The 18,341-nt window shown below is 39.9% G+C and carries 23 protein-coding genes; 5 read left to right on the forward strand and 18 right to left on the reverse strand.

Features of this window, described 5'->3' with window-relative positions; all coding sequences use genetic code 11:
- Positions 1 to 155 precede the first annotated feature (155 nt).
- Positions 156 to 653 carry a preQ(1) synthase gene (gene queF / locus M3175_RS19330; RefSeq protein ID WP_119706693.1) on the reverse strand — a complete coding sequence of 166 codons (498 nt, stop codon included), beginning with the start codon at positions 651 to 653 and terminating at the stop codon, positions 156 to 158.
- Positions 654 to 967: 314 nt separating this feature from the next.
- On the opposite strand from queF, the gene M3175_RS19335 reads away from it, so the two are divergent.
- Positions 968 to 1,396: a YckD family protein gene (locus M3175_RS19335; RefSeq protein ID WP_251522607.1), complete on the forward strand. Its 429-nt coding sequence runs from the start codon at positions 968 to 970 to the stop codon at positions 1,394 to 1,396.
- 52 nt (positions 1,397 to 1,448) lie between these two features.
- Here M3175_RS19335 and M3175_RS19340 read toward each other — a convergent pair whose 3' ends face one another.
- Positions 1,449 to 2,444: a Gfo/Idh/MocA family protein gene (locus tag M3175_RS19340; protein WP_251522609.1), complete on the reverse strand. Its 996-nt coding sequence runs from the start codon at positions 2,442 to 2,444 to the stop codon at positions 1,449 to 1,451.
- A 141-nt stretch (positions 2,445 to 2,585) separates the two neighbouring features.
- On the opposite strand from M3175_RS19340, the gene M3175_RS19345 reads away from it, so the two are divergent.
- Together M3175_RS19345 and M3175_RS19350 are read left to right on the forward strand one after the other, a co-directional pair.
- Entirely contained in the window at positions 2,586 to 3,158 is a 573-nt protein-coding gene (locus M3175_RS19345; protein ID WP_251522611.1) for a TetR/AcrR family transcriptional regulator, read from the forward strand.
- Between the two features lie 75 nt (positions 3,159 to 3,233).
- Positions 3,234 to 4,166 (forward strand): SDR family NAD(P)-dependent oxidoreductase, encoded by a 933-nt coding sequence (locus M3175_RS19350; protein ID WP_251522613.1) that lies wholly within the window; start codon positions 3,234 to 3,236, stop codon positions 4,164 to 4,166.
- Positions 4,167 to 4,209: 43 nt separating this feature from the next.
- Here M3175_RS19350 and M3175_RS19355 read toward each other — a convergent pair whose 3' ends face one another.
- From M3175_RS19355 to safA, 11 genes are all read right to left on the reverse strand, one after another.
- Complete coding sequence (locus M3175_RS19355; RefSeq protein ID WP_066052591.1) at positions 4,210 to 4,410, reverse strand: cold-shock protein; 201 nt, start codon at positions 4,408 to 4,410, stop codon at positions 4,210 to 4,212.
- Between the two features lie 227 nt (positions 4,411 to 4,637).
- Complete coding sequence (locus tag M3175_RS19360; protein ID WP_251522615.1) at positions 4,638 to 5,057, reverse strand: DUF1284 domain-containing protein; 420 nt, start codon at positions 5,055 to 5,057, stop codon at positions 4,638 to 4,640.
- A gap of 50 nt (positions 5,058 to 5,107) precedes the next feature.
- A complete protein-coding gene (locus M3175_RS19365) occupies positions 5,108 to 6,439 on the reverse strand; it encodes a polysaccharide biosynthesis protein (protein WP_251522617.1) in 1,332 nt (443 codons plus the stop codon).
- A 396-nt stretch (positions 6,440 to 6,835) separates the two neighbouring features.
- Complete coding sequence (gene abc-f, locus M3175_RS19370; RefSeq protein ID WP_285852359.1) at positions 6,836 to 8,716, reverse strand: ribosomal protection-like ABC-F family protein; 1,881 nt, start codon at positions 8,714 to 8,716, stop codon at positions 6,836 to 6,838.
- 141 nt (positions 8,717 to 8,857) lie between these two features.
- Positions 8,858 to 8,983 (reverse strand): RAxF-45 family protein, encoded by a 126-nt coding sequence (locus tag M3175_RS24990; RefSeq protein WP_306663969.1) that lies wholly within the window; start codon positions 8,981 to 8,983, stop codon positions 8,858 to 8,860.
- Positions 8,984 to 9,062: 79 nt separating this feature from the next.
- A complete protein-coding gene (locus M3175_RS19375) occupies positions 9,063 to 9,695 on the reverse strand; it encodes a response regulator transcription factor (RefSeq protein WP_251522619.1) in 633 nt (210 codons plus the stop codon).
- A complete protein-coding gene (locus tag M3175_RS19380; RefSeq protein WP_251522622.1) occupies positions 9,688 to 10,725 on the reverse strand; it encodes a sensor histidine kinase in 1,038 nt (345 codons plus the stop codon). Before M3175_RS19380 ends, M3175_RS19375 begins: the two co-directional genes overlap by 8 nt.
- Complete coding sequence (gene liaF, locus M3175_RS19385) at positions 10,722 to 11,459, reverse strand: cell wall-active antibiotics response protein LiaF (RefSeq protein ID WP_251522624.1); 738 nt, start codon at positions 11,457 to 11,459, stop codon at positions 10,722 to 10,724. The genes M3175_RS19380 and liaF overlap by 4 nt, the downstream gene beginning before the upstream one ends.
- Before the next feature lie 100 nt (positions 11,460 to 11,559).
- The gene (locus tag M3175_RS19390; RefSeq protein WP_251522626.1) at positions 11,560 to 12,204 is read right to left on the reverse strand and encodes a PspA/IM30 family protein; all 645 of its coding nucleotides are present in this window, start codon (positions 12,202 to 12,204) and stop codon (positions 11,560 to 11,562) included.
- A 23-nt stretch (positions 12,205 to 12,227) separates the two neighbouring features.
- Entirely contained in the window at positions 12,228 to 12,572 is a 345-nt protein-coding gene (locus tag M3175_RS19395; RefSeq protein ID WP_119706681.1) for a lmo0954 family membrane protein, read from the reverse strand.
- Between the two features lie 206 nt (positions 12,573 to 12,778).
- Positions 12,779 to 13,393 carry a SafA/ExsA family spore coat assembly protein gene (gene safA, locus M3175_RS19400; protein ID WP_251522628.1) on the reverse strand — a complete coding sequence of 205 codons (615 nt, stop codon included), beginning with the start codon at positions 13,391 to 13,393 and terminating at the stop codon, positions 12,779 to 12,781.
- 121 nt (positions 13,394 to 13,514) lie between these two features.
- Here safA and M3175_RS24995 point away from each other — a divergent pair, with 121 nt between their 5' ends.
- Positions 13,515 to 13,649 (forward strand): hypothetical protein, encoded by a 135-nt coding sequence (locus M3175_RS24995; protein ID WP_276131168.1) that lies wholly within the window; start codon positions 13,515 to 13,517, stop codon positions 13,647 to 13,649.
- Positions 13,650 to 13,684: 35 nt separating this feature from the next.
- Here M3175_RS24995 and M3175_RS19405 read toward each other — a convergent pair whose 3' ends face one another.
- Positions 13,685 to 14,497, reverse strand: a complete 813-nt coding sequence (locus tag M3175_RS19405) for an Fpg/Nei family DNA glycosylase (RefSeq protein WP_251522630.1) — start codon at positions 14,495 to 14,497, stop codon at positions 13,685 to 13,687.
- A gap of 140 nt (positions 14,498 to 14,637) precedes the next feature.
- Between M3175_RS19405 and M3175_RS19410 the strand changes: the two genes are divergently transcribed.
- Complete coding sequence (locus M3175_RS19410) at positions 14,638 to 16,173, forward strand: FAD-dependent oxidoreductase (RefSeq protein ID WP_251522632.1); 1,536 nt, start codon at positions 14,638 to 14,640, stop codon at positions 16,171 to 16,173.
- Between the two features lie 64 nt (positions 16,174 to 16,237).
- Here the strand turns inward: M3175_RS19410 and M3175_RS19415 are convergent, their stop codons facing one another.
- From M3175_RS19415 to ypzF, 4 genes are all read right to left on the reverse strand, one after another.
- Positions 16,238 to 17,191, reverse strand: coding sequence for a DUF4097 family beta strand repeat-containing protein (locus tag M3175_RS19415; RefSeq protein WP_251522634.1), 954 nt, complete (start codon positions 17,189 to 17,191; stop codon positions 16,238 to 16,240).
- Positions 17,188 to 17,748 carry an HAAS signaling domain-containing protein gene (locus M3175_RS19420; RefSeq protein ID WP_251522636.1) on the reverse strand — a complete coding sequence of 187 codons (561 nt, stop codon included), beginning with the start codon at positions 17,746 to 17,748 and terminating at the stop codon, positions 17,188 to 17,190. The genes M3175_RS19415 and M3175_RS19420 overlap by 4 nt, the downstream gene beginning before the upstream one ends.
- Complete coding sequence (locus M3175_RS19425) at positions 17,741 to 18,067, reverse strand: PadR family transcriptional regulator (RefSeq protein ID WP_119706675.1); 327 nt, start codon at positions 18,065 to 18,067, stop codon at positions 17,741 to 17,743. The genes M3175_RS19420 and M3175_RS19425 overlap by 8 nt, the downstream gene beginning before the upstream one ends.
- Positions 18,068 to 18,190: 123 nt before the next feature.
- Positions 18,191 to 18,328, reverse strand: coding sequence for a protein YpzF (gene ypzF / locus M3175_RS19430; RefSeq protein WP_251522638.1), 138 nt, complete (start codon positions 18,326 to 18,328; stop codon positions 18,191 to 18,193).
- Between the last annotated feature and the right edge of the window lie 13 nt (positions 18,329 to 18,341).

An 18,341-nucleotide genomic window follows, 5' to 3' on the forward strand; every position in this document is an offset into this window, starting at 1 on the left:
CGAGAACCTGCAAGAGCGAAGCGATGAGGAGGCTCGACGAACGCCCCCCGGAAAGCAAGCGCCTGGAGCGGAAATCAGCCTTTTCTCTACCGTTCCAGTTCCATAAGAAAAATGGCAAAAAGCAGAGATTTTCATCTCTGCTACCTTGTTAATCTTTAGCGATTATCAATTGTTTCTGGATTTAAGTCATGGTTCATTAAGCGATAATGTGCCATTTCTTCGTATTTCGTGCCTGGCTTGCCATAATTGGTGTACGGATCAATTGAAATTCCGCCTCTTGGAGTAAATTTCCCCCATACTTCAATATAGCGCGGATCCATTAATTCAATTAAATCGTTCATGATAATGTTCATGCAGTCTTCATGAAAGTCACCATGATTTCTAAAGCTGAACAAATATAGTTTCAGTGACTTGCTTTCTACCATTTTCTGATCAGGTATATAGCTGATGTAGATCGTTGCAAAGTCCGGCTGACCTGTTTTTGGACAAAGACTTGTAAACTCTGGACAATTAAATTTTACAAAATAATCACGATTCGGGTGCTTGTTATCAAACGCCTCTAGAATGCTAGGAGAATACTCGAACAAGTACTTCGTCCCTTGATTTCCTAATAAAGTCACACCTTCTAATTCTTCATCTTTTCTTCCACTCATGAAAAGAACCTCCTTTTAATATGAACCGTGTTCAACAACGAAAAGAGGCATAGAAAACATAACCTTGACTGAAAAAATAAAACCATATCCTCATTGGATATGGTTGATAGTAATCATCAAAGCCATAGTTTTTTATAGAGGGTTTTGTTCGCTATGAACCTCTCCCGATACACGGGAATATGAATATGTCATCGTTACTATAGTGAATTTCTGTAAAAGTGTCAACGGTTTTTTATTCCACTTGTTTTTTGGTGCATATTTACAGCGAGATTAGGAAAAATTAACCTACGAGTTTAGGAAAGGAGGGAATACTGATGAAGAAATTTGTTGGAATCATGGCGACATGCTTGCTTTCTATGTCCATTTTTGGTGCCACATCTTCTTTTGCTGAGGTGGAGAAACCTGAAGATGCTAATAACACCCAAGAGGTGGAGAAACCTGAAGATGCTAATAACACCCAAGAGGTGGAGAAACCTGAAGATGCTAATAACACCCAAGAGGTAAAGCTAACTGACGCTCAAAAGGCAGAGCTTGCTAAACTACATAAAGGTATTTTGGAACAGAAAAAGCAACTGATTCAAAAATACGTAGAATTTGGCGTGATCCCAAAGGAAAAAGCCGAAAAAATGATTCAGCGTTTCGAAGAGCATTACAAAATGCTTGAAGAGAATGGCTTTATTTTCAGGGGACCACACGGCGGATCCGACCGCGGACCACATCACCAACACAATAGTGAAGAATAACAACGAAAAACGGACCAGCTCATAAACATGAAATGGCCCGTTTTTTTGTTGGTTATAACAACCCCTTATTATCCGCAGGGAATTTTACACCAATTTGCTTGCGTACTTCATCCATAATTTCCATTGTCACCAAGGAGTTTTCGTATGTATTAATGGTTGATTCAGTCTCACCTTTTTCAATCAGTTCAATGAATTCCTTCGCTTCATAATACATAGATTCTACTTTTTGCGGAACGGATAGGTCTACTTTTTCTCCATTTCGGTATTCAAGTACGACCTTTTCTGGTGTGTTCACTTTATCAATCACCAGATTTCCGTCTTCCCCTTGAATTTCAGAAGGAATGGAAGAGTTCGTGATCTTCGAGTACATCAACACAGCATCCATATTTTTATAAGTTAAAAGAATACTTCCTTCTCCATCCACGCCAGATTCCAACAGGACACCAGATGCTTTAACAGATAAAGGCTTACCGAATAACGCCACAACTGGATAAATACAATACACACCAATGTCCATTAATGCCCCATTTGAGAAAGTAGGATCAAATGCATTTAAAATCGTCCCACTTCGATACGCATCATAGCGAGAAGAATACTGGCAATAGCTTGCAAATACGCGACGCACCTGACCGATTTTCTCCAGATTCTCCTTAATTACAGCAAAGTTTGGTACAAAGGTAGATTTTAATGCTTCCATTAAAAGTACATGGTTGTCCTTTGCTGTCTGGATCATTTGCTCCAATTCAGCTTTGTTCGAGGCAATGGCTTTTTCACAAAGAACATGCTTTCCATGCTTTAAAAATAAAATCGCTTGTTCTGCATGAAAGGAGTTTGGACTTGCAATATACACAGCATCAATATGTTCACTTTTGGCCATTTCCTCTAGACTTGTAAATAAATGCGTAGCCTCGTATTTGCCCCCGAATTCCTTTGCCTTCTCTTCTGACCGTGAATAAACGGATGTTAATTGAAAATTAGGCAGTTCATTTGCCGCCTGTAAAAATGATTCTGTAATCCAGTTTGTTCCTACTACACCAAAGCGTATCATTGTGTCTCTCCTTTGCCTTTAGTATGCTACCATTATCTTCCCTTCTTACGATTTTTTCAACCTTCAACAAAATCACTTGCCAACATTAGGAAATGAATGTATTATTTAATTGACCAGTGTTCAATTAATGAGGTGAAACCATTGTCTCCAAGAAAATCTGCACAAGACGAACTAACAAAGGCAACTATCATCGATGTCGCTCGTGAATTATTTGTAACTAGCGGCTATCCCTCTTTTTCCATGAGGAAGCTAGCTACTAAGCTTGGATGTAGCCACGGGGCCATTTACTATCATTTTAAAAATAAAGCGGAACTGTTTTATGAGATTGTTACTCAAGATTTCCTTACTCTTGATCAAGTACTTGAGGATGTGCTTTCCACTCCAACTAACTCTAATGAAGAGAAACTCTATTCGATCCTTTTCGAGTATATCCGTTTTGGCTTAACCCATCAGCCTCAATATGAAGTGATGTTTCTAATCAAGGATGATGAAATTAAAGGATATCTGCTTGAGGCTCCTAATAAAAGCTATTTACACTTTGCCAATGCAGTTGCTCATCTTGCAACCAAGCCACTTTCACCAAAGGATATTTGGTCTTTATTTATTGGGATCCACGGGTTTGTGACGCATTATTGCCGAACTGAAACCACCTTTGAGGACGTGAAGATACTAGCTCAATCGCATGTGGAGTTTCTATTAAAAGCTTTAAAATAAAAATGAAGGGCAAGAGCCTTTTATTTTTACGCTTTATTGAACAGTGGTCAATAAATATATAAGGAGAGATTTTATATGAAAAAAGCATTGGTATTAGGTGCAACTGGTGGGATGGGATTTGCTTTAGTAGAAGAACTTGTTACTAGAGGGATAGAAACGATTGCCTTTGCACGTTCTTCTGAAAAACTAGCTCTTTACAAACAGGATTGGGGTCCTTTAGCAAAGACCTTGGTCGGCGACGTATTGAATGAACAACATGTAAGCGAGGCAGTTAAAGATGTTGATCTTGTATTTCACTCTATTAATATTCCTTATGAAAAGTGGAATCCTGGCCTATTTCAGATTCTTGATGCCATCCTTACTCAGTGTGCCAAACACAAGAAACCACTCATTTACGTCGATAATATTTATTCTTACGGCAGACAATCATCACCTGTTTCTGAACATACCTCTAGACATCCACATACGAAAAAAGGAAATATTCGCTTACAGATCCAAAACATCATTCAAACATCTAATGTTCCCTACATGATTGCCTACTTCCCTGATTTTTATGGACCTAAAGCGGAGAGCACTATCCTTCAATACACCTTTAAGCAAATGCTGAAAAAACAATCGGCTGGCTATGTTGGAGACACGACCCTTCAACGTGAATTTATTTATACGAAGGACGGTGCAAAAGCCCTTGTCGAACTTGCTTTGAGGGAGGAATGTTACCATCAGGATTGGAATATTTCTGGTGCGGGTACGATTTCTGGAGAAGAAATCGCGAAAATTGCCTCTCATTTTCTTGATAAACCGCTGAAGGTAAAACCGATTGGCCGACGAATGATCGCCGCTCTCGGTCTATTTAATCCATCTATGAGAGAAGTGACAGAGATGATGTATTTAAATGAAACTCCCGTCATCCTTGATGCTACTAAGTATGAATCGCTCATTGGCCCTATTCCAAAAACACCCTATCAAGTAGGTATTGTTGAAAATTTAAAAGAGTTGGCAAAAAAATAGAAACAAAAAAAGACTCATAAAGAGTCTTTTTTTTAAGCTTAAATTAAGCTTTGTTTACGTTAGCAGCTTGTGCTCCACGTTGTCCTTGTTCTACGTCAAAAGTAACTTCTTGACCTTCTTCTAAAGTCTTGAAGCCTTCGCCTTGGATAGCTGAGAAGTGAACGAATACATCGTCTCCACCTTCGCGCTCGATGAATCCAAAACCTTTTTCTGCGTTAAACCATTTTACTTTACCTTTTTCCATTGCGAGTTACCTCCTAGTGCCTTGACACCTATAATACTATCCTTGCTCTCATTGATATAAAGAAGTAGTTTCTTACATACCGAACAAAAATAATTCTCTTACATCTTACCATCAATAACTAGTTTTAGCAAACGCATTCAACGTTTATTTTTCGAGTCCTTTTGACATGATTAAACAAATTGACGCAAAGCTCTACTTTTTTCTACGATAATTTTAGTAGAAAAAAATTATTTTTTTCGGAGCTCTTCTATTCCTTCTTTGCAAACCCCGTAAGGTAGCCAAGAACATCCTTTACATAGATGATCCAAATCATCGGGAGTTACTTTGGAAGCTGTTAAGGCAACTAGTTGTGACTTCAAGTACGACTTCTCTTTTTCAAGTCCTAAATGAGATAATACTTTTTCATCCATGGACAAAACATGCTCATTTGATCCCTCGCTAGCCTCACACTTTGTGTTCCCGCGATGAGGGCAGGCCATGCATGCGTCATCAAAGGCAGCGACCGTTTTTATCATAAAATCATCATGATCATTTCTAACTCTTCCTACAATTTCTGTCATTTTTTCAACAAATGCTGGGCTATACCCCATTCCTCTGAAACCATGAACACAGAGGAGATGATGCCCTCTTAACACCTTTTCTTCCATTTCCCCTTCCCCCTCTCACTCATTTATTCTAGCAAGAAAAGCAAAATCCTTTAACGGTTTTCTTCGGCTAATTTTTTGAGGGAAAAATGGGAGAGTCCGATTTTTTTACAAATAGTTAAATAGTGCATAAGGGTTAATAACAAAGCTCCTGTATTCAGACCTATGAGGATTCCCTCCATCTGAAATTCGCGGAGTGAGCCAAGCACGTACATAATGGTAAACTGGATAATCGATGACCATACGGTATGGTAAAACGCATCCTTCATCAGACCGAGACCAATCAAGTACGCCTGCATCGGTATGACAAAGAAATGAAGCAAGAAGTACGGCCAAAGAATCTGTAAATATCCAGAAGCGACCGACGATTTAAAAAACATACTGGTAAGTGGCTCAGCGAAGAAGTAACAAACAAGCATAGCTGGAATTCCATATAAGGCTGTTCCTTTTAGTACCTGCTGTAACAGTCGTTGAAGCCGGTTAAAGTCTCCGATTGCATATGCTTTGGAAACAGTGGGTATCAGCATAATCAACAAAGAATGCCCAATAAAGGCTGGGAAAAACCCAATCGTCATCGCTACCCCAGTGAGCATTCCAAATTGTTCGGTTGCCGCTTGCTCACTCACCCCTGCATGGACCAGAGCAATTTTTATAATGAAGGGTTGAACTGCATGTGTGAGCGAATGAAAGATCCGAAGTCCCGTTGTTGGGATGGAGACGGCCATCAAGCTCTTTCTTACCTCTTGATTAGGGAGAGCCTCTCTCGGTCTTCTTTTTAGCTCATGATACTGAATAAAAAACGTATGAATTAAATAGAAGACGATAACAAACTCGCTCCCTACAAAGGTACAAAAGGCAATCAGAATTGCTGTATCCGTTTGGAATTCGAACAATTGGAAGAGAAAGACAAGCAAACCAAGCTGTACGAGCTTTCGAACGAGCTGAGTAGATGCAATCTTGCTCATTTGCTGTTTTCCCATAAAATACCCACGAGCGATGGAAGAGAATGAAATCATCGGGATCAGTAGGATAACGAGCCAGCGCAAGAGCGGATGATACGTGTCAAATGTCGATATATACGGGAGAATGATTGTGACAGCAGCAAGTAAGACAGAAGTGAAAATAATTGTTAGCTTAATCACATGCTGAAGCATGCTTTGGTGATAGCGGGCATCTTTTTCCGCAATAAACTTAGAAATCGAAACCGGCATCTCAAAGCTTGCCAGCATAATAATCAGAAAAATGGTCGGCAAAATTTGCATATATAAGCCAAGTCCATGCTCCCCTAACTCCTTAGCTAGTACCATATTCGCAATAAACTCTACACACTCACCCATAAAGGTGGCGACAACCAACAATAAAGTTCCTTTCATAAATGCACTCATGCTGTCTCTCCTTACATTTAATAGCTTTCACCATACACTATATGAGACAAGTTCTAAGAATATTTTAATTAATTACTTTGGTGGTCGAAATTTAGGGTCAAAAAAAGCAGGCAATCGCAGGGGATTGCTTGGGATAAAGGATTTGAACAGGACTTGGCGGTATTTGCACTTGGGAGTCCGAATGCTGGTGTATTCGGACAGGATAAAAAGAAATTACCTTTGGTAGTATGAATCAGATAGTTAAATGCTTACAAGTGTACAATTTGACAGTCAGTGTATCCTTTCGATTGCCACAACTAAACTTAAAATCCTTTGTTTAAAAGAAAAATAGCGTGAATACTCACGCTATTTTCTATGACAATTTATACTTATTCACTCGAAACCACAATACTCTTCCTATGCTAACTCCTCTAGTTGAGAATAAAGTTCTTCTACATGACCTTCAAGAGTTTCTTTTTCACTGTAAAGCTCTTGAATCATAGAGAGCTCCTCTTCCAACTGAAGCTTTTCGTTTAATTCTTTTAAATGGGCTTCCACTTTTTCTATCCTGCTCTCAATTTCTTCTATCGTCACCGTACTAGCCTTTTTAACGGTGTCTGTCACCCTCGTTTTTTTGGAGGTGCCTGGTGTTTCTATTTTTTGAGGCTGCATCTCTAAAAGCTTTTGTCTCGCCCATTGGTAACCACCTGCGAAATAATACAGTTTTTTGTCTTTGATCCAATAGATGCGGTTAAAGAGCTTATCTAAAAAGTATCGATCATGTGATACAGCGAGGATCGTTCCATTAAATTCTTCTAACGCTTCCTCAAGAACTTCACGGGATTCAATATCTAAGTGATTGGTAGGCTCATCAAGAATAAGAAAATTTAAATCCTGATACATCATCTGCGCCAGACGAAGCCGCATTCTTTCCCCACCGCTTAGCTGAGATACTTTGCGAAACACGCTGTGACCATAGAACAGAAAACGTGCGAGAATATGTCTAGCTTCTCCTTCTGTTACCTTTATTTCCTCTCGGAATAAGTCAATCACCGTTTCGTCCTTCTTATCAGGAAAAATATGCTGAGAAAGATAGCCGACTTTCACATTACTTCCAAGCTTCACTTCTCCGCTATCAGCCTGTTCCTGCTTCAGAAGCATTTTAATAAGCGTAGATTTTCCCGTTCCATTTTCACCAACCATCGCGACCCTTTCACGAAACTGAATGTGGAGATGGGCATCCTGAAATAAAACTTGTTCTCCGAATGATTTATTTACTTCCTTCATGACCACCACATCCTTGCCACTTCGGTCTGCTACCTCCATCTCCAGATTCATCTTTTTACGATTCAGTATCGGCCGATCCAGCTTCTCCATTCTCTCAAGCGCTCTTTCCATATTACGCGCACGCTTATGAAGCCCCTCATTCGGCGGATTTGCACGATTCGCCCACTCCCGTAATCTTTTAATGGCTTCTTTCATTTTCTTAATCTTTTTTTGTTGTTCTTCGTATGCCTGAAATTCCTTTAAAAGACGCTCCTCCTTCTCCTTCACAAAGACTGAGTAATTCCCGATATACAAGGTAATCTCCCCGTCCTCTAAATCAAGCATTTTTGTCACCACATCATCGAGAAAGAATCGGTCATGAGACACAATAACAACCGTACCTTTATACTCTTTTAAAAACTGTCCTAACCACTCTACTGACATCAAATCTAAATGATTCGTTGGTTCATCCAGTAATAATAGATCCGGGTGTTGTAACAGAAGCTGCGCTAAGCCAATCTTCGTTTTCTCGCCTCCGCTCAGTGACTGAAACGATTTATCTAAGAGATGTTGAATGGAAAGGCCATTGGAAATACGGTCAATATTGGCATCCATTTCGTATCCGCCTAGCAGGGTGTATTGATCCTGTAACTGTCCGTATTTTTCTACGCTTCTTTCAAGCTCCTCTGCAGAGAGACTTGGACTCGCCATCTTCACCTCAAGCTCTTTCATTTGCTTCTCCATCTCTACCAATGCTGCAAATGCGGTTTTTAACACGTCCAAGGCAGTTATGTCAATTTGGAAAACAGGGATTTGTTTCAAGTAACCGATCGTTGTCCCTTTTCTCCAATGAATTTGACCACTATCCGGAATTTCTTCCCCGGCTAAAAGCTTAAAAAGAGTTGTTTTCCCACTCCCATTTCGACCAACAAGCCCGACACGATCTCCTTCATGAATTTCTAGTGATAAGTTTTCAAAAATGGTGTTCCCACCAAACATTTTGCTAATGGAATTTACGCTTAAAGTAATCATTATTTAACCAACCTCCGGAGTTTTTTATATACAAAAAAACCATGGGAAAATCCCATGGCACGAAAAATGTGTACGAAAAAAAGAGAGCGGAAAGCCCTCTTTCATCCATACATTATTTGTGGATAAGAGATGTTTCACTGTTTAGTTTGCTATGGAATTGCTAAAAAAGGGCAGACTTCTCCCGTTGTTCGCAAAACCAGCAAAAATTGCACGGACGATATACGTATAGTCCATCCAGAATCCGCGCATCAAAACAGCATTTTTCATCTCTTTCCACCTCCGTTTCAGTTAGTTACTTTCATCATATTCATTCCGGAGCTGAAAAGCAAGAAATTTATGTAAATTTTTACTTTACTAGCTCATGCTTGAACGCGTATATCACGGCTTGCGTTCGATCTTGTACTTGAAGCTTGCTTAACACATTACTCACATGCGTTTTTACCGTCTTTAGAGCAATAAACAAGTCATCAGCAATTTCTTGATTGCTTTTTCCTTCAGCCATCAACATGAGGATTTCCATTTCTCTTGAGGTAAGCTCCTCATGCGGTGCTACATCATTTTTTTGGCGCATTTTCATCATCATTTTGCCTGTTACCTCAGGTTCAAGAACGGACTGTCCATGATAGGTAGCACGTACAGCATTAGCTATTTCACTAGCCTTTGAGGTTTTCAACATATAGCTCGTTGCTCCCGCTTCAAGTGCTGGGTATACTTTTTCATCGTCTAAAAAGCTTGTCACAATGATGATTTTTGCCTCAGGCCACTCTGCAATGATTTGTCGTGTGGCTTCAATGCCATCCATTTCCTTCATCACTAAATCCATTAATACGATATCTGGTCTTAACTCTAGCACCATTGGAATCGCTGCTTTTCCATTATCCGCTTCCCCCACAACTTCAATATCTGGCTGCGCAGATAAATACGACGAAACACCAATTCTTACCATCTCATGGTCATCAACAAACACGACTCTAATCATTGCTCTCACCCTTCCTCATCAACGGGACCTTCACTTCTAGACGAGTTCCTTTGTTTTTCACACTAATAATTTTACAAGTTCCACCAATTTCAACTGCTCGCTCATACATATTTTGAAGTCCATAAGAACCAGCTTTCGATTCTTCGACATCAAAGCCAATCCCATCATCCACTACTCTCATAATGATAAAATGGTCTCGCTGGATGAGCAAAACCTCGAGCTCCTTCGCTTTTGAGTGACGAAGGATGTTTGAAACAGACTCCTGAAGAATTCGAAAGAGGTGATCCTCTACCCCTTTATCCAGTGGAAACTCCTCTACCTTCCATCCTATTTCCATTGTTACTTTTTGTGATAGTTCGACTAACAGCTCCTCAATTCCTTCTTGAAGAGTTTTTCCCTTTAACGGCACTGGACGTAAATGAAGAAGAAGCGCTCTCATTTCCAATTGAGACTGGTGAATCATTTCTTCGACCATTTTCATCTGCTTTGCTTCTCGGTCTTCACTTTCCACCTGCTTGGTTTCATTGATTGCGGACATCATCATCGAAGCAGCAAAGAGCTGCTGGCTTACCGAGTCATGAAGCTCTCTAGCTAACCGATTGCGTTCTTGAGAAATAATTTCTTGAATACGATTTTCTTGATCCTCTGCCTTCTCATTCGCCAGTTTCTGAGAGGCCTTCGCTTGTTCTGCAATTTGCTTTTGGATTTTACGAACTCTTTGGACAATCGGTTCATACGAAATCCCATTCTCAATCTCGCTTGCGCGTCCTTCCTCAACTTCATGAAGAAGGTCGTCAATCGTTTGCATTTGTTTCCGCCAGTAAAACCCCGATCCCAAACCAAATAAAATTCCAATTGCAATACTTACGCTTGGAAGAAAGAAGATGAACGGGATATCCATTAAATTACGTTCCCATAGCTCAGACCAATTGTAGACTGGAAATGCCATAAAAAATGAGACTGATAAAAAGATGAAAACCAATAGAGATAAACCGATCCCCCACACAATTTGGCGTTGTACGATACTCATACTCGCTTCACCTCGAGGTCACCCACCAGCATCGAAGTGAATACCTTCACCTTCTGATCCGCTTTCTCATACTCGCTCGTTTGAACATGCAGTCGCTGGTTGAACAGCTTATCTCCTGTTACATTCAATATATTACTAGAGCCAGCCAAAACACTGTGATTCACGCAAACTTCAACATCGTACGGAACTTGAATCTGAATATTCCCGACTAATCCTCGTACAAAAATGATCGTCTCACCTTTTGGTAAAACGGTATAGCTTAGATCGATAATGGTGTCACCGATTCCGGTTTGGATATTTATATCATTCCACTCATACACATGGTCTTTTGTTCTTTGTTCACCGAAAATAGTATTTTCAAATAAGGGCGTTTTTTTTACGATGGTTTCTGTTTGTGGTGCGCTCGTGTGTGCTTCGACTACCTCAGGCTGTATTTTTTCTGGGGAACGCTTAGACTTTGCAAATTGAATAATTAAATAGCCCAGTATCACAAACAAGAAGACTTTAATCGTCATCATATTAAATACACTTAAGATAAAGAAGATCGTTCCTGCCCAAAACAAGAACTTGCCTGATGTTTTTGGCTGGCGCTTCCTCCCGATGTAGATCATTCCAGATGCAACAAGGAGGGAGAAGATCAGTCCACGATTAAAGAAAGTGACTTCAAGTAATAACAATACAATTCCAAACATAACTGCCCAGCTGAGAAGATCACTCTTCTTTTTTCCTGCCATGTTGATTCCTCCTCTCCTGTTCTCTAGACTTAAGAAGGCGTATGGACTACGCCTTCTAGTTCTTACTTTTTTTATCCATCTTCTAGAATATCAGTTTTCTTTACAAAGTAGTAGCTTCTTCTTTTTTCATTTCTTTTTCTAGTTTGGCGATGCGGGCATCGATGGTATTTCTGTAATACGAGCTATTTATTTTCTCTTCCATCCGATCAAGGTATGACTCAATTTCTTGAAAGCGCGAAACGGATGAGTTGGAATAGTTGTCGTTGTCTAGCACTTTATTCATTTGGTAGTGGGCACGAGATAGGTTTTCTCTTCCCATCAATTCCATGCGGCGTATATGCATATCTTTTAACTTATGCTTCATTTCCTCGTATTTTTGCTCTAGCTCTTGCAATTGATTTTCCGTGTAACGAAGGGATTCACTTAACCGTGCTGCTCTCTCTTCGTATTGAAGCTGTTCCGCACTGGCGAATGTATAAAGCTCTGTTTCACCTGCGTTTTGTGCTACTTCCGCTTGGTATTTTCTCTTTTCAGCCAGTTCCTGCGCATGCTTCCATTCACGAGTAAACCCGTCACGCAACGTATATTGTCTTTCAACTAGCTTTCTTACTTTTTCTGTTTCCAATTCGCATTCACGTAAATACTGGTTCAGCATCGCAATCGGGTTTTTGTTTTCCTTTTGTTCTAGTGCTTCATTTAAATCGGCTACAATTGTGTTTTTTAATCGAGTAAATAAGTTTGACATAAATATCTCTCCTCTTATTAAAATTAGTTTTTATTTAGTTCAGACCATTGCTTTTCAAAGTTTTGAAAAGGGTCATTTGAAACGGTTTCTTTCACTTTTGTTTCATTAAATTTTTTATATACCACATAGAGAATATAAGCAGCGACAATTCCAACGATCGCCGGTGCGTTAGAGATGGATGCCATCAGGAGAATGAATCCTAAGATTCCTAACCCAATTTTCATCCCCGTCGAATCTGTCTTTAAAAACTGTTTAAACACAAAGTACAGAATCGCCATGCTGACTACTAACCCTACCAATGGACCAAGATTTGCTAATAAAACTAACGCTGCAATGCCTCCTATTAAAAGCAACCCGAATTTTTTCATTTGTTGTTGCCTCCCTTCTTGATATCATCTTACCTAGATTTCGAATTTCTCATAACGAGCTTAAGCTTGATTTTCATATACGACTTGAGGCTTAGTGGGTGGTAGGACTGTTGATAAATCGCGGGTTTGAGGGTGCCGTTGGGCAGAGGAAACTCGTTATGGATGAGGATTTCAAATAAAAAAGCCGGAGTTTCCCCCGACTTGCCCTACTTCGATATAAACATTTGTGTCCAGTAATGCTGTTTGGATCCGCCTTGTGCATATCCGACTCCGATATGCGTATAGCCTGAGCTCAGAATGTTTTTACGGTGACCTTCACTGTTCATCCAGGCTGTCACTACCTCTTGCGGTGTTCGTTGACCAGCTGCAATGTTTTCTCCTGCACTACGATACGAAATTCCGAAGTTTTTCATCATATCAAATGGCGATCCGTATGTAGGGCTTGTGTGAGAAAAATAGTTTCGGTCTCTCATGTCAGCTGATTTGTAACGCGCTACACGTGCTAGTTCCCAGTCCGCAACCAGAGGCTTTAATCCATACTTGGCACGTTCTTGGTTCGTCAATTGAACCACTTGATTTTCAATGGACTTCGTCGCATCATAATTCGGAATGTTTACCTTTTGACCTGGATAGATTAGAGCTGGATTCTTGAATTGTGGGTTCATTTGAATAATTTCAGACAATCCCACTTGATAGCGAACCGCAATTTTCCATAAGCTATCTCCCGGTTGGACCGTATACACTTGTTGTGCGAACGAATTTGTAGGGATAACGACCAATGACAGCAATAGAACAATTCCTAAGAATAGCTTTTTAAGCATATATACCACCTCCTAACAATAATAGAATTCATCTTCCTCCTCTAAAAAAATCAAGGAGAATGTTTCCAAATTGGAAAAGATTCATCGTTCCCTTCATATAGTGTGTAAAGGAGGGATTTCTATGGGTTTGATGTGGGTAACAACCGTTGGATTGGCTATTTGCTTAGGAATTGTTGGTGGTGTGTTTATTTATTATCTAAGAACAGCACTTGATTCAGAGGATGCACATCGAATTGATCCCGCTCCAAAAGAATAGAAATAAGTGGCTCGACTCTCTATCGGGCCATTTTTTTATTCCCTCTGGCATCCTGGACAATAAAAACATTTTCTTGAGGATACCTCTTCAAAACAGATGGTTCCTCCACACCTTTCACAGGTTTCCCCTTCTCGATCGTACACAAAGCAATGTTTATTATATCCACCTGTGAAGGTATCGCCTTTATATAAAGGCTGGTCCATATAGCCTCCAAACCCAAGCGCTCTCTGCAGTACCGATTGAATCGCCTCATAAAGATCCTTTTGCATTGCCTCGTCCAATGTATCTGCTTGCTTGGTGGGCATGAGCCGAGCTCCATAGCATATTTCATCCGAATAACAATTCCCAATTCCTGCGATGAATTGTTGATCAAGAAGAGTGGTTTTAAGTCGCCCTCTTTTATCACCGATTAAATCCTGCCAAGCGGTATAGCTTAAGTGCCCATTCAACGGTTCAGGACCTAAATCGGCCAGTTCCTTTTCAAGCTCCACTTCTGATAATAGATGTAAATACCCTAGCCGTAAGCCAATAAAATATAACTCCATTTCTCCAAAAGAAAGAATCACCTGTTTGGTTCGTTTGGGCTGGTCATTTTCACTTCCCACATACATCCAACCGCCAAGCATTAAGTGCAGCAGCAAGCTGTCTCCCGTACTTAATTTAAAAATCAAATGCTTGGCTCTTCTATGAATGGCTTCCACCCTAGCGCCTTGTACTTTCGAGATAAACGATTTACTCTCCAAATTGATCGACTTTTCACGATTGATGGTCACTCTTGAGATTTCTTTCCCTGATAAACGCTCACTTAATAACTTCCGATACGTCTCCATTTCTGGTAATTCAGGCATGATTCAGCCTCCTTACTTCGGTTTCTTTTAGTATGTGCAAAACCGCATGCCTGGCTTGGAAATTTGTCCTTTATTCCATACATATTTCTATCTCACTTGGAAAAATTATGTTCATCTAGAAGATTTGAGGAGGAACGGCAATGTCTACGAAGGACTATGAAATGCCCCGCTTTCCAGAACCCTATTGGAGAGACATGGATTTACCCATTTACAATTCTTTAATCGAGGATATCCAGGTGGATGTGGCGATTGTTGGAGCTGGTATTACAGGCATAACAGCTGGTTATCTATTAGCAAAAAAAGGCTTAAAAGTCGCTATTCTTGAGGCTGGGAGGGTTCTAAATGGAACGACCGGTCATACGACGGCAAAAATAACGGCTCAGCATGGATTAATCTATAATGAATTGCTCCAAAACTTTGGAGAAGAACGAGCGAAGATGTATTATCAGGGTGCTACTGACGCTATTGAATTTATCAATCGAATGGTAAATGAACATAGCATCGAGTGCGATTTTTCACCCCAAGAGGCTATTCTTTATGCTGTCTCTGACCAATATGCGTATCAAGTGGAAGAGGAGGCAGATGCCTATCGAAAGCTCGGCATACGTGGGGAGTTAACAGAAGGAGCCCTTCCTTTTAACATTAAATCCATGTCTACCCTTGTGATGCCTGACCAAGCCCAGTTTCACCCACTCAAGTACTTGAATGTACTACTACGTAAATTTATTGAATCTGGTGGTGTCGTTTATGAAAATGTAACGGCTACAGATGTAGAGGAAGGTTCACAACCTAAGGTGGTTTTAAGAAACGGAAAAAAAGTAACGTGCGAGCATGTGATTGCAGCGTCTCATTTTCCGTTTGTTGATAAAAAGGGTTTTTATTTTACTCGTCTTGAAGTTAAACGCTCTTATATCGTTGCGGTAACAACACAAAAAGAGTTTCCAGGTGGTATGTTTTATAGCGCCGATTCACCTACTCGCTCGTTAAGGTCTACCCCTCTAGAAAACGGAGAGCAGCTTGTTCTTGTTAGTGGGGACGGTCATAAAACCGGACAAGGTGTGGACACCATGAAGCATTACATGGCGCTAGAGAAGTTCGCTAATGATGTTTTCGGTATTAAAGAGTACAAGTACCGATGGTCTGCTCAGGATATGATTACATTAGATAAAATCCCTTATATTGGACCTATCACCGAGAAAAATTCCAATATTCATATTGCTACTGGCTATCGTAAATGGGGAATGACGAATGGAACGCAGGCTGCCCTTTTGCTTTCTGATACAATACTTGGCAAAGAAAATATGTACCGAGATTTTTATGCCCCTCAACGTTTTGATTCAGATCCTGATATCAAAAAGCTCATTAAGATTAACGCGGATGTTGCGAAGCATTTGGTAAAAGGAAAGCTTGAGTATGTTGGAAAAGAGCCAGGTGAGGTGGAGGTAGATGAAGGAGCAGTGGTGATGGTGAAAGGTGAGCGCGCCGGTGCCTATCGCGACCATGACGGTTGTCTGCATCTTGTGGACACAACTTGCACTCATTTAGGCTGTGAGGTGGAATGGAATCACGGAGATCGGACATGGGACTGCCCTTGCCATGGATCACGATACACTTACGACGGAACAGTTGTCGAGGGTCCTGCGGTAGAGCCTTTGAAAAAGTTAAATTTGGATTAATTCGTATCATTGAGCCATGCCCCCTTTGTTAGGGGCATGGTCATACTTAAAAAACATCTATAACCTATTTCAAGTAAAAATCACCTGAGTTGGTTTTTACATTCAATTCGTATTCGCCGTCACCAAGTTGACCAATGATACGATCTTCTTCTTTTTCCTGATAACTCATTTGCTTAATATCTATGATGCCACTACCTGACTCTCCTTTGAAGTCTAGCTTCATAGAAGTTGGTTTGTCCTTGAACTCAATAATTACATCGCCACTTGATGATTTTGCAGTAATATCTCCCGTTAGCTGTTGACTGGAGATTGACATATCGCCTGATGAAGTAATGGTTTCCAAGTCTCCTTCCACATCCGACAGTACTACATCCCCAGAAGATGCTATTGTACTTATTGATGTAGCTTGACTTCCCTTTAGAAAAAGGTCTCCACTACTCGAAGTAAGGTTAATATTCTTTGACTTAGTCTTCTCCACGGTGATGTCTCCACTTGATGTTTTCACTTCAAAAGACTCCCTAGCATCACTTGATTCAACCTTGATATCTCCGGAACTTGTTGTAAAACGTAATTCCTTTGCAAGTACACTTTCTGCTCCAATATCTGCTGATGATGTGACAACAGTAATCGACTTATATTCTTTTTCTGGAACATGTATACGAATGTTCGTATCGTATATAAGAATACCGATGTTTATTATTTGTTGATTATGATCAATTAATTTAACATCTACTGTATTTCCGTTTTCCTCGGCTACAAGCGACAATTCTTTTTTTAGCTTTCTACTTATCTTTCCGTGTAATTCAACAGTGATCTTATCTTCACTGCTTGGAACAACCATGACATCACTAGACTTAAAGTGGAAGTTTAGATTTTCCAACTTTTGATTTTCAAGCACTAACTTATCTTTGATCTCATACGTTTCGAATGAAAATCCACCTGATGCACTAACTGAAACCAATGTTCCCACTATTCCAATGGCTAGCATGATAAATAATGCACTCACGATTTTCTTCATGCCGTTCTCCTCCCTTGAACCACACTAATAGTAAACCTACTATACCTTACTAATGTTCTATAAAAGTAGTTCGATACATTCAACATTCCAATTCCAATAAGCATTCCTAAACTGAATAAAGTTAGTGAAGCGAAAAAATTAACCGTTAGGCTCTCGTAGCTATAGCCTAGAAGAGAAGATGTAATAAGAACAAGTGGGGAGAGTGTAAGTGCAAGTGCAACTACCCAAACCGAAACAATTACACTAAATATTGCTGCAACCGGAGCAATAATAAAAATCCCATTAAAGAGAAACAGACTAAACCCTATAAAAATTTTCCTTCCTAGTCCTCTCTTTTTCTTTTCAGGAATTAATCTCCCGTCATGGTAATCAGCTAACAGGTCACGTGCAATAGCATAAGGATCTCCAAGTTCTTCAGTTAGTTCTTTTAAGTTCTTTCCATTTTCCACTCCAATTTGAAAATGCTCTTCATAGTCATATAACATTTCTCTCCGATCCACTTCAGGAACAGTGTGTAGTAAACTTTCAAGCGTTTGCAAGAATTCATTTCTACTCAATGGTTTTCGTCCCTTCTTCAATAAACTGTGAGACAGCAGTTGAGAACTGTTGCCATTCTACTACTAATTCATTCATATAATTTAATCCCTTTTGCGTAATGGAATAATATTTCCTAGGGGGACCCTCCGTTGACTCAGCTAAATAAGTAGTGACATAATCTTCTTTTGTTAACCTTCTTAGAAGGGGATATAGCGTCCCTTCTGCCACTTCAATTTTATTTGATATATTTTGTGCCAATTCATATCCATATTGATCTCTTTTTGAAATAAGAACTAACACACAAAGCTCTAATACACCTTTTTTAAACTGTACATTCAAAAATGGCACCTCCTAAAAATAAATACCATGTACTTCCAGTTTATATATTAATACACAGTAGTGATTAATGCAAGGTACTGATTAAAATAAAATGATGCTACCAAAAAAGGTAGCATCATTTTATTATTGATTCGTCGGACGGTTACGGTGAATGTCCTTTTTTTCTGTTGTTGTAAACTCAACTAGCTCTGAGCTAGTTTGTGGTTGCTTCCTGTTGTTATTACGCTGCGCATTGGCATTTCCAAGCTTTGTTCTTCCCATGTAAACCATCTCC

The organism is Robertmurraya korlensis, assembly GCF_023715225.1.
GTDB lineage: Bacteria > Bacillota > Bacilli > Bacillales > Cytobacillaceae > Robertmurraya_A.

Excerpts from the sequence above, each read along its gene's own strand:
- safA (WP_251522628.1), bottom strand. The coding sequence starts at position 13,393 with ATGCTTAAAAAGCTATTCTTAGGAATTGTTCTATTGCTGTCATTGGTC.
- M3175_RS19340 (WP_251522609.1), bottom strand. The coding sequence starts at position 2,444 with ATGATACGCTTTGGTGTAGTAGGAACAAACTGGATTACAGAATCATTT.
- M3175_RS19335 (WP_251522607.1), top strand. The coding sequence starts at position 968 with ATGAAGAAATTTGTTGGAATCATGGCGACATGCTTGCTTTCTATGTCC.
- liaF (WP_251522624.1), bottom strand. The coding sequence starts at position 11,459 with ATGGCAGGAAAAAAGAAGAGTGATCTTCTCAGCTGGGCAGTTATGTTT.
- M3175_RS19355 (WP_066052591.1), bottom strand. The coding sequence starts at position 4,410 with ATGGAAAAAGGTAAAGTAAAATGGTTTAACGCAGAAAAAGGTTTTGGA.
- M3175_RS24995 (WP_276131168.1), top strand. The coding sequence starts at position 13,515 with ATGGGTTTGATGTGGGTAACAACCGTTGGATTGGCTATTTGCTTAGGA.
- M3175_RS19390 (WP_251522626.1), bottom strand. The coding sequence starts at position 12,204 with ATGTCAAACTTATTTACTCGATTAAAAAACACAATTGTAGCCGATTTA.
- M3175_RS19375 (WP_251522619.1), bottom strand. The coding sequence starts at position 9,695 with ATGATTAGAGTCGTGTTTGTTGATGACCATGAGATGGTAAGAATTGGT.
- queF (WP_119706693.1), bottom strand. The coding sequence starts at position 653 with ATGAGTGGAAGAAAAGATGAAGAATTAGAAGGTGTGACTTTATTAGGA.
- M3175_RS19380 (WP_251522622.1), bottom strand. The coding sequence starts at position 10,725 with ATGAGTATCGTACAACGCCAAATTGTGTGGGGGATCGGTTTATCTCTA.
- M3175_RS19350 (WP_251522613.1), top strand. The coding sequence starts at position 3,234 with ATGAAAAAAGCATTGGTATTAGGTGCAACTGGTGGGATGGGATTTGCT.
- M3175_RS24990 (WP_306663969.1), bottom strand. The coding sequence starts at position 8,983 with ATGAAAAATGCTGTTTTGATGCGCGGATTCTGGATGGACTATACGTAT.
- M3175_RS19410 (WP_251522632.1), top strand. The coding sequence starts at position 14,638 with ATGTCTACGAAGGACTATGAAATGCCCCGCTTTCCAGAACCCTATTGG.
- M3175_RS19405 (WP_251522630.1), bottom strand. The coding sequence starts at position 14,497 with ATGCCTGAATTACCAGAAATGGAGACGTATCGGAAGTTATTAAGTGAG.
- M3175_RS19365 (WP_251522617.1), bottom strand. The coding sequence starts at position 6,439 with ATGAGTGCATTTATGAAAGGAACTTTATTGTTGGTTGTCGCCACCTTT.
- ypzF (WP_251522638.1), bottom strand. The coding sequence starts at position 18,328 with ATGGGAAGAACAAAGCTTGGAAATGCCAATGCGCAGCGTAATAACAAC.
- M3175_RS19360 (WP_251522615.1), bottom strand. The coding sequence starts at position 5,057 with ATGGAAGAAAAGGTGTTAAGAGGGCATCATCTCCTCTGTGTTCATGGT.
- M3175_RS19395 (WP_119706681.1), bottom strand. The coding sequence starts at position 12,572 with ATGAAAAAATTCGGGTTGCTTTTAATAGGAGGCATTGCAGCGTTAGTT.
- abc-f (WP_285852359.1), bottom strand. The coding sequence starts at position 8,716 with ATGATTACTTTAAGCGTAAATTCCATTAGCAAAATGTTTGGTGGGAAC.
- M3175_RS19415 (WP_251522634.1), bottom strand. The coding sequence starts at position 17,191 with ATGAAGAAAATCGTGAGTGCATTATTTATCATGCTAGCCATTGGAATA.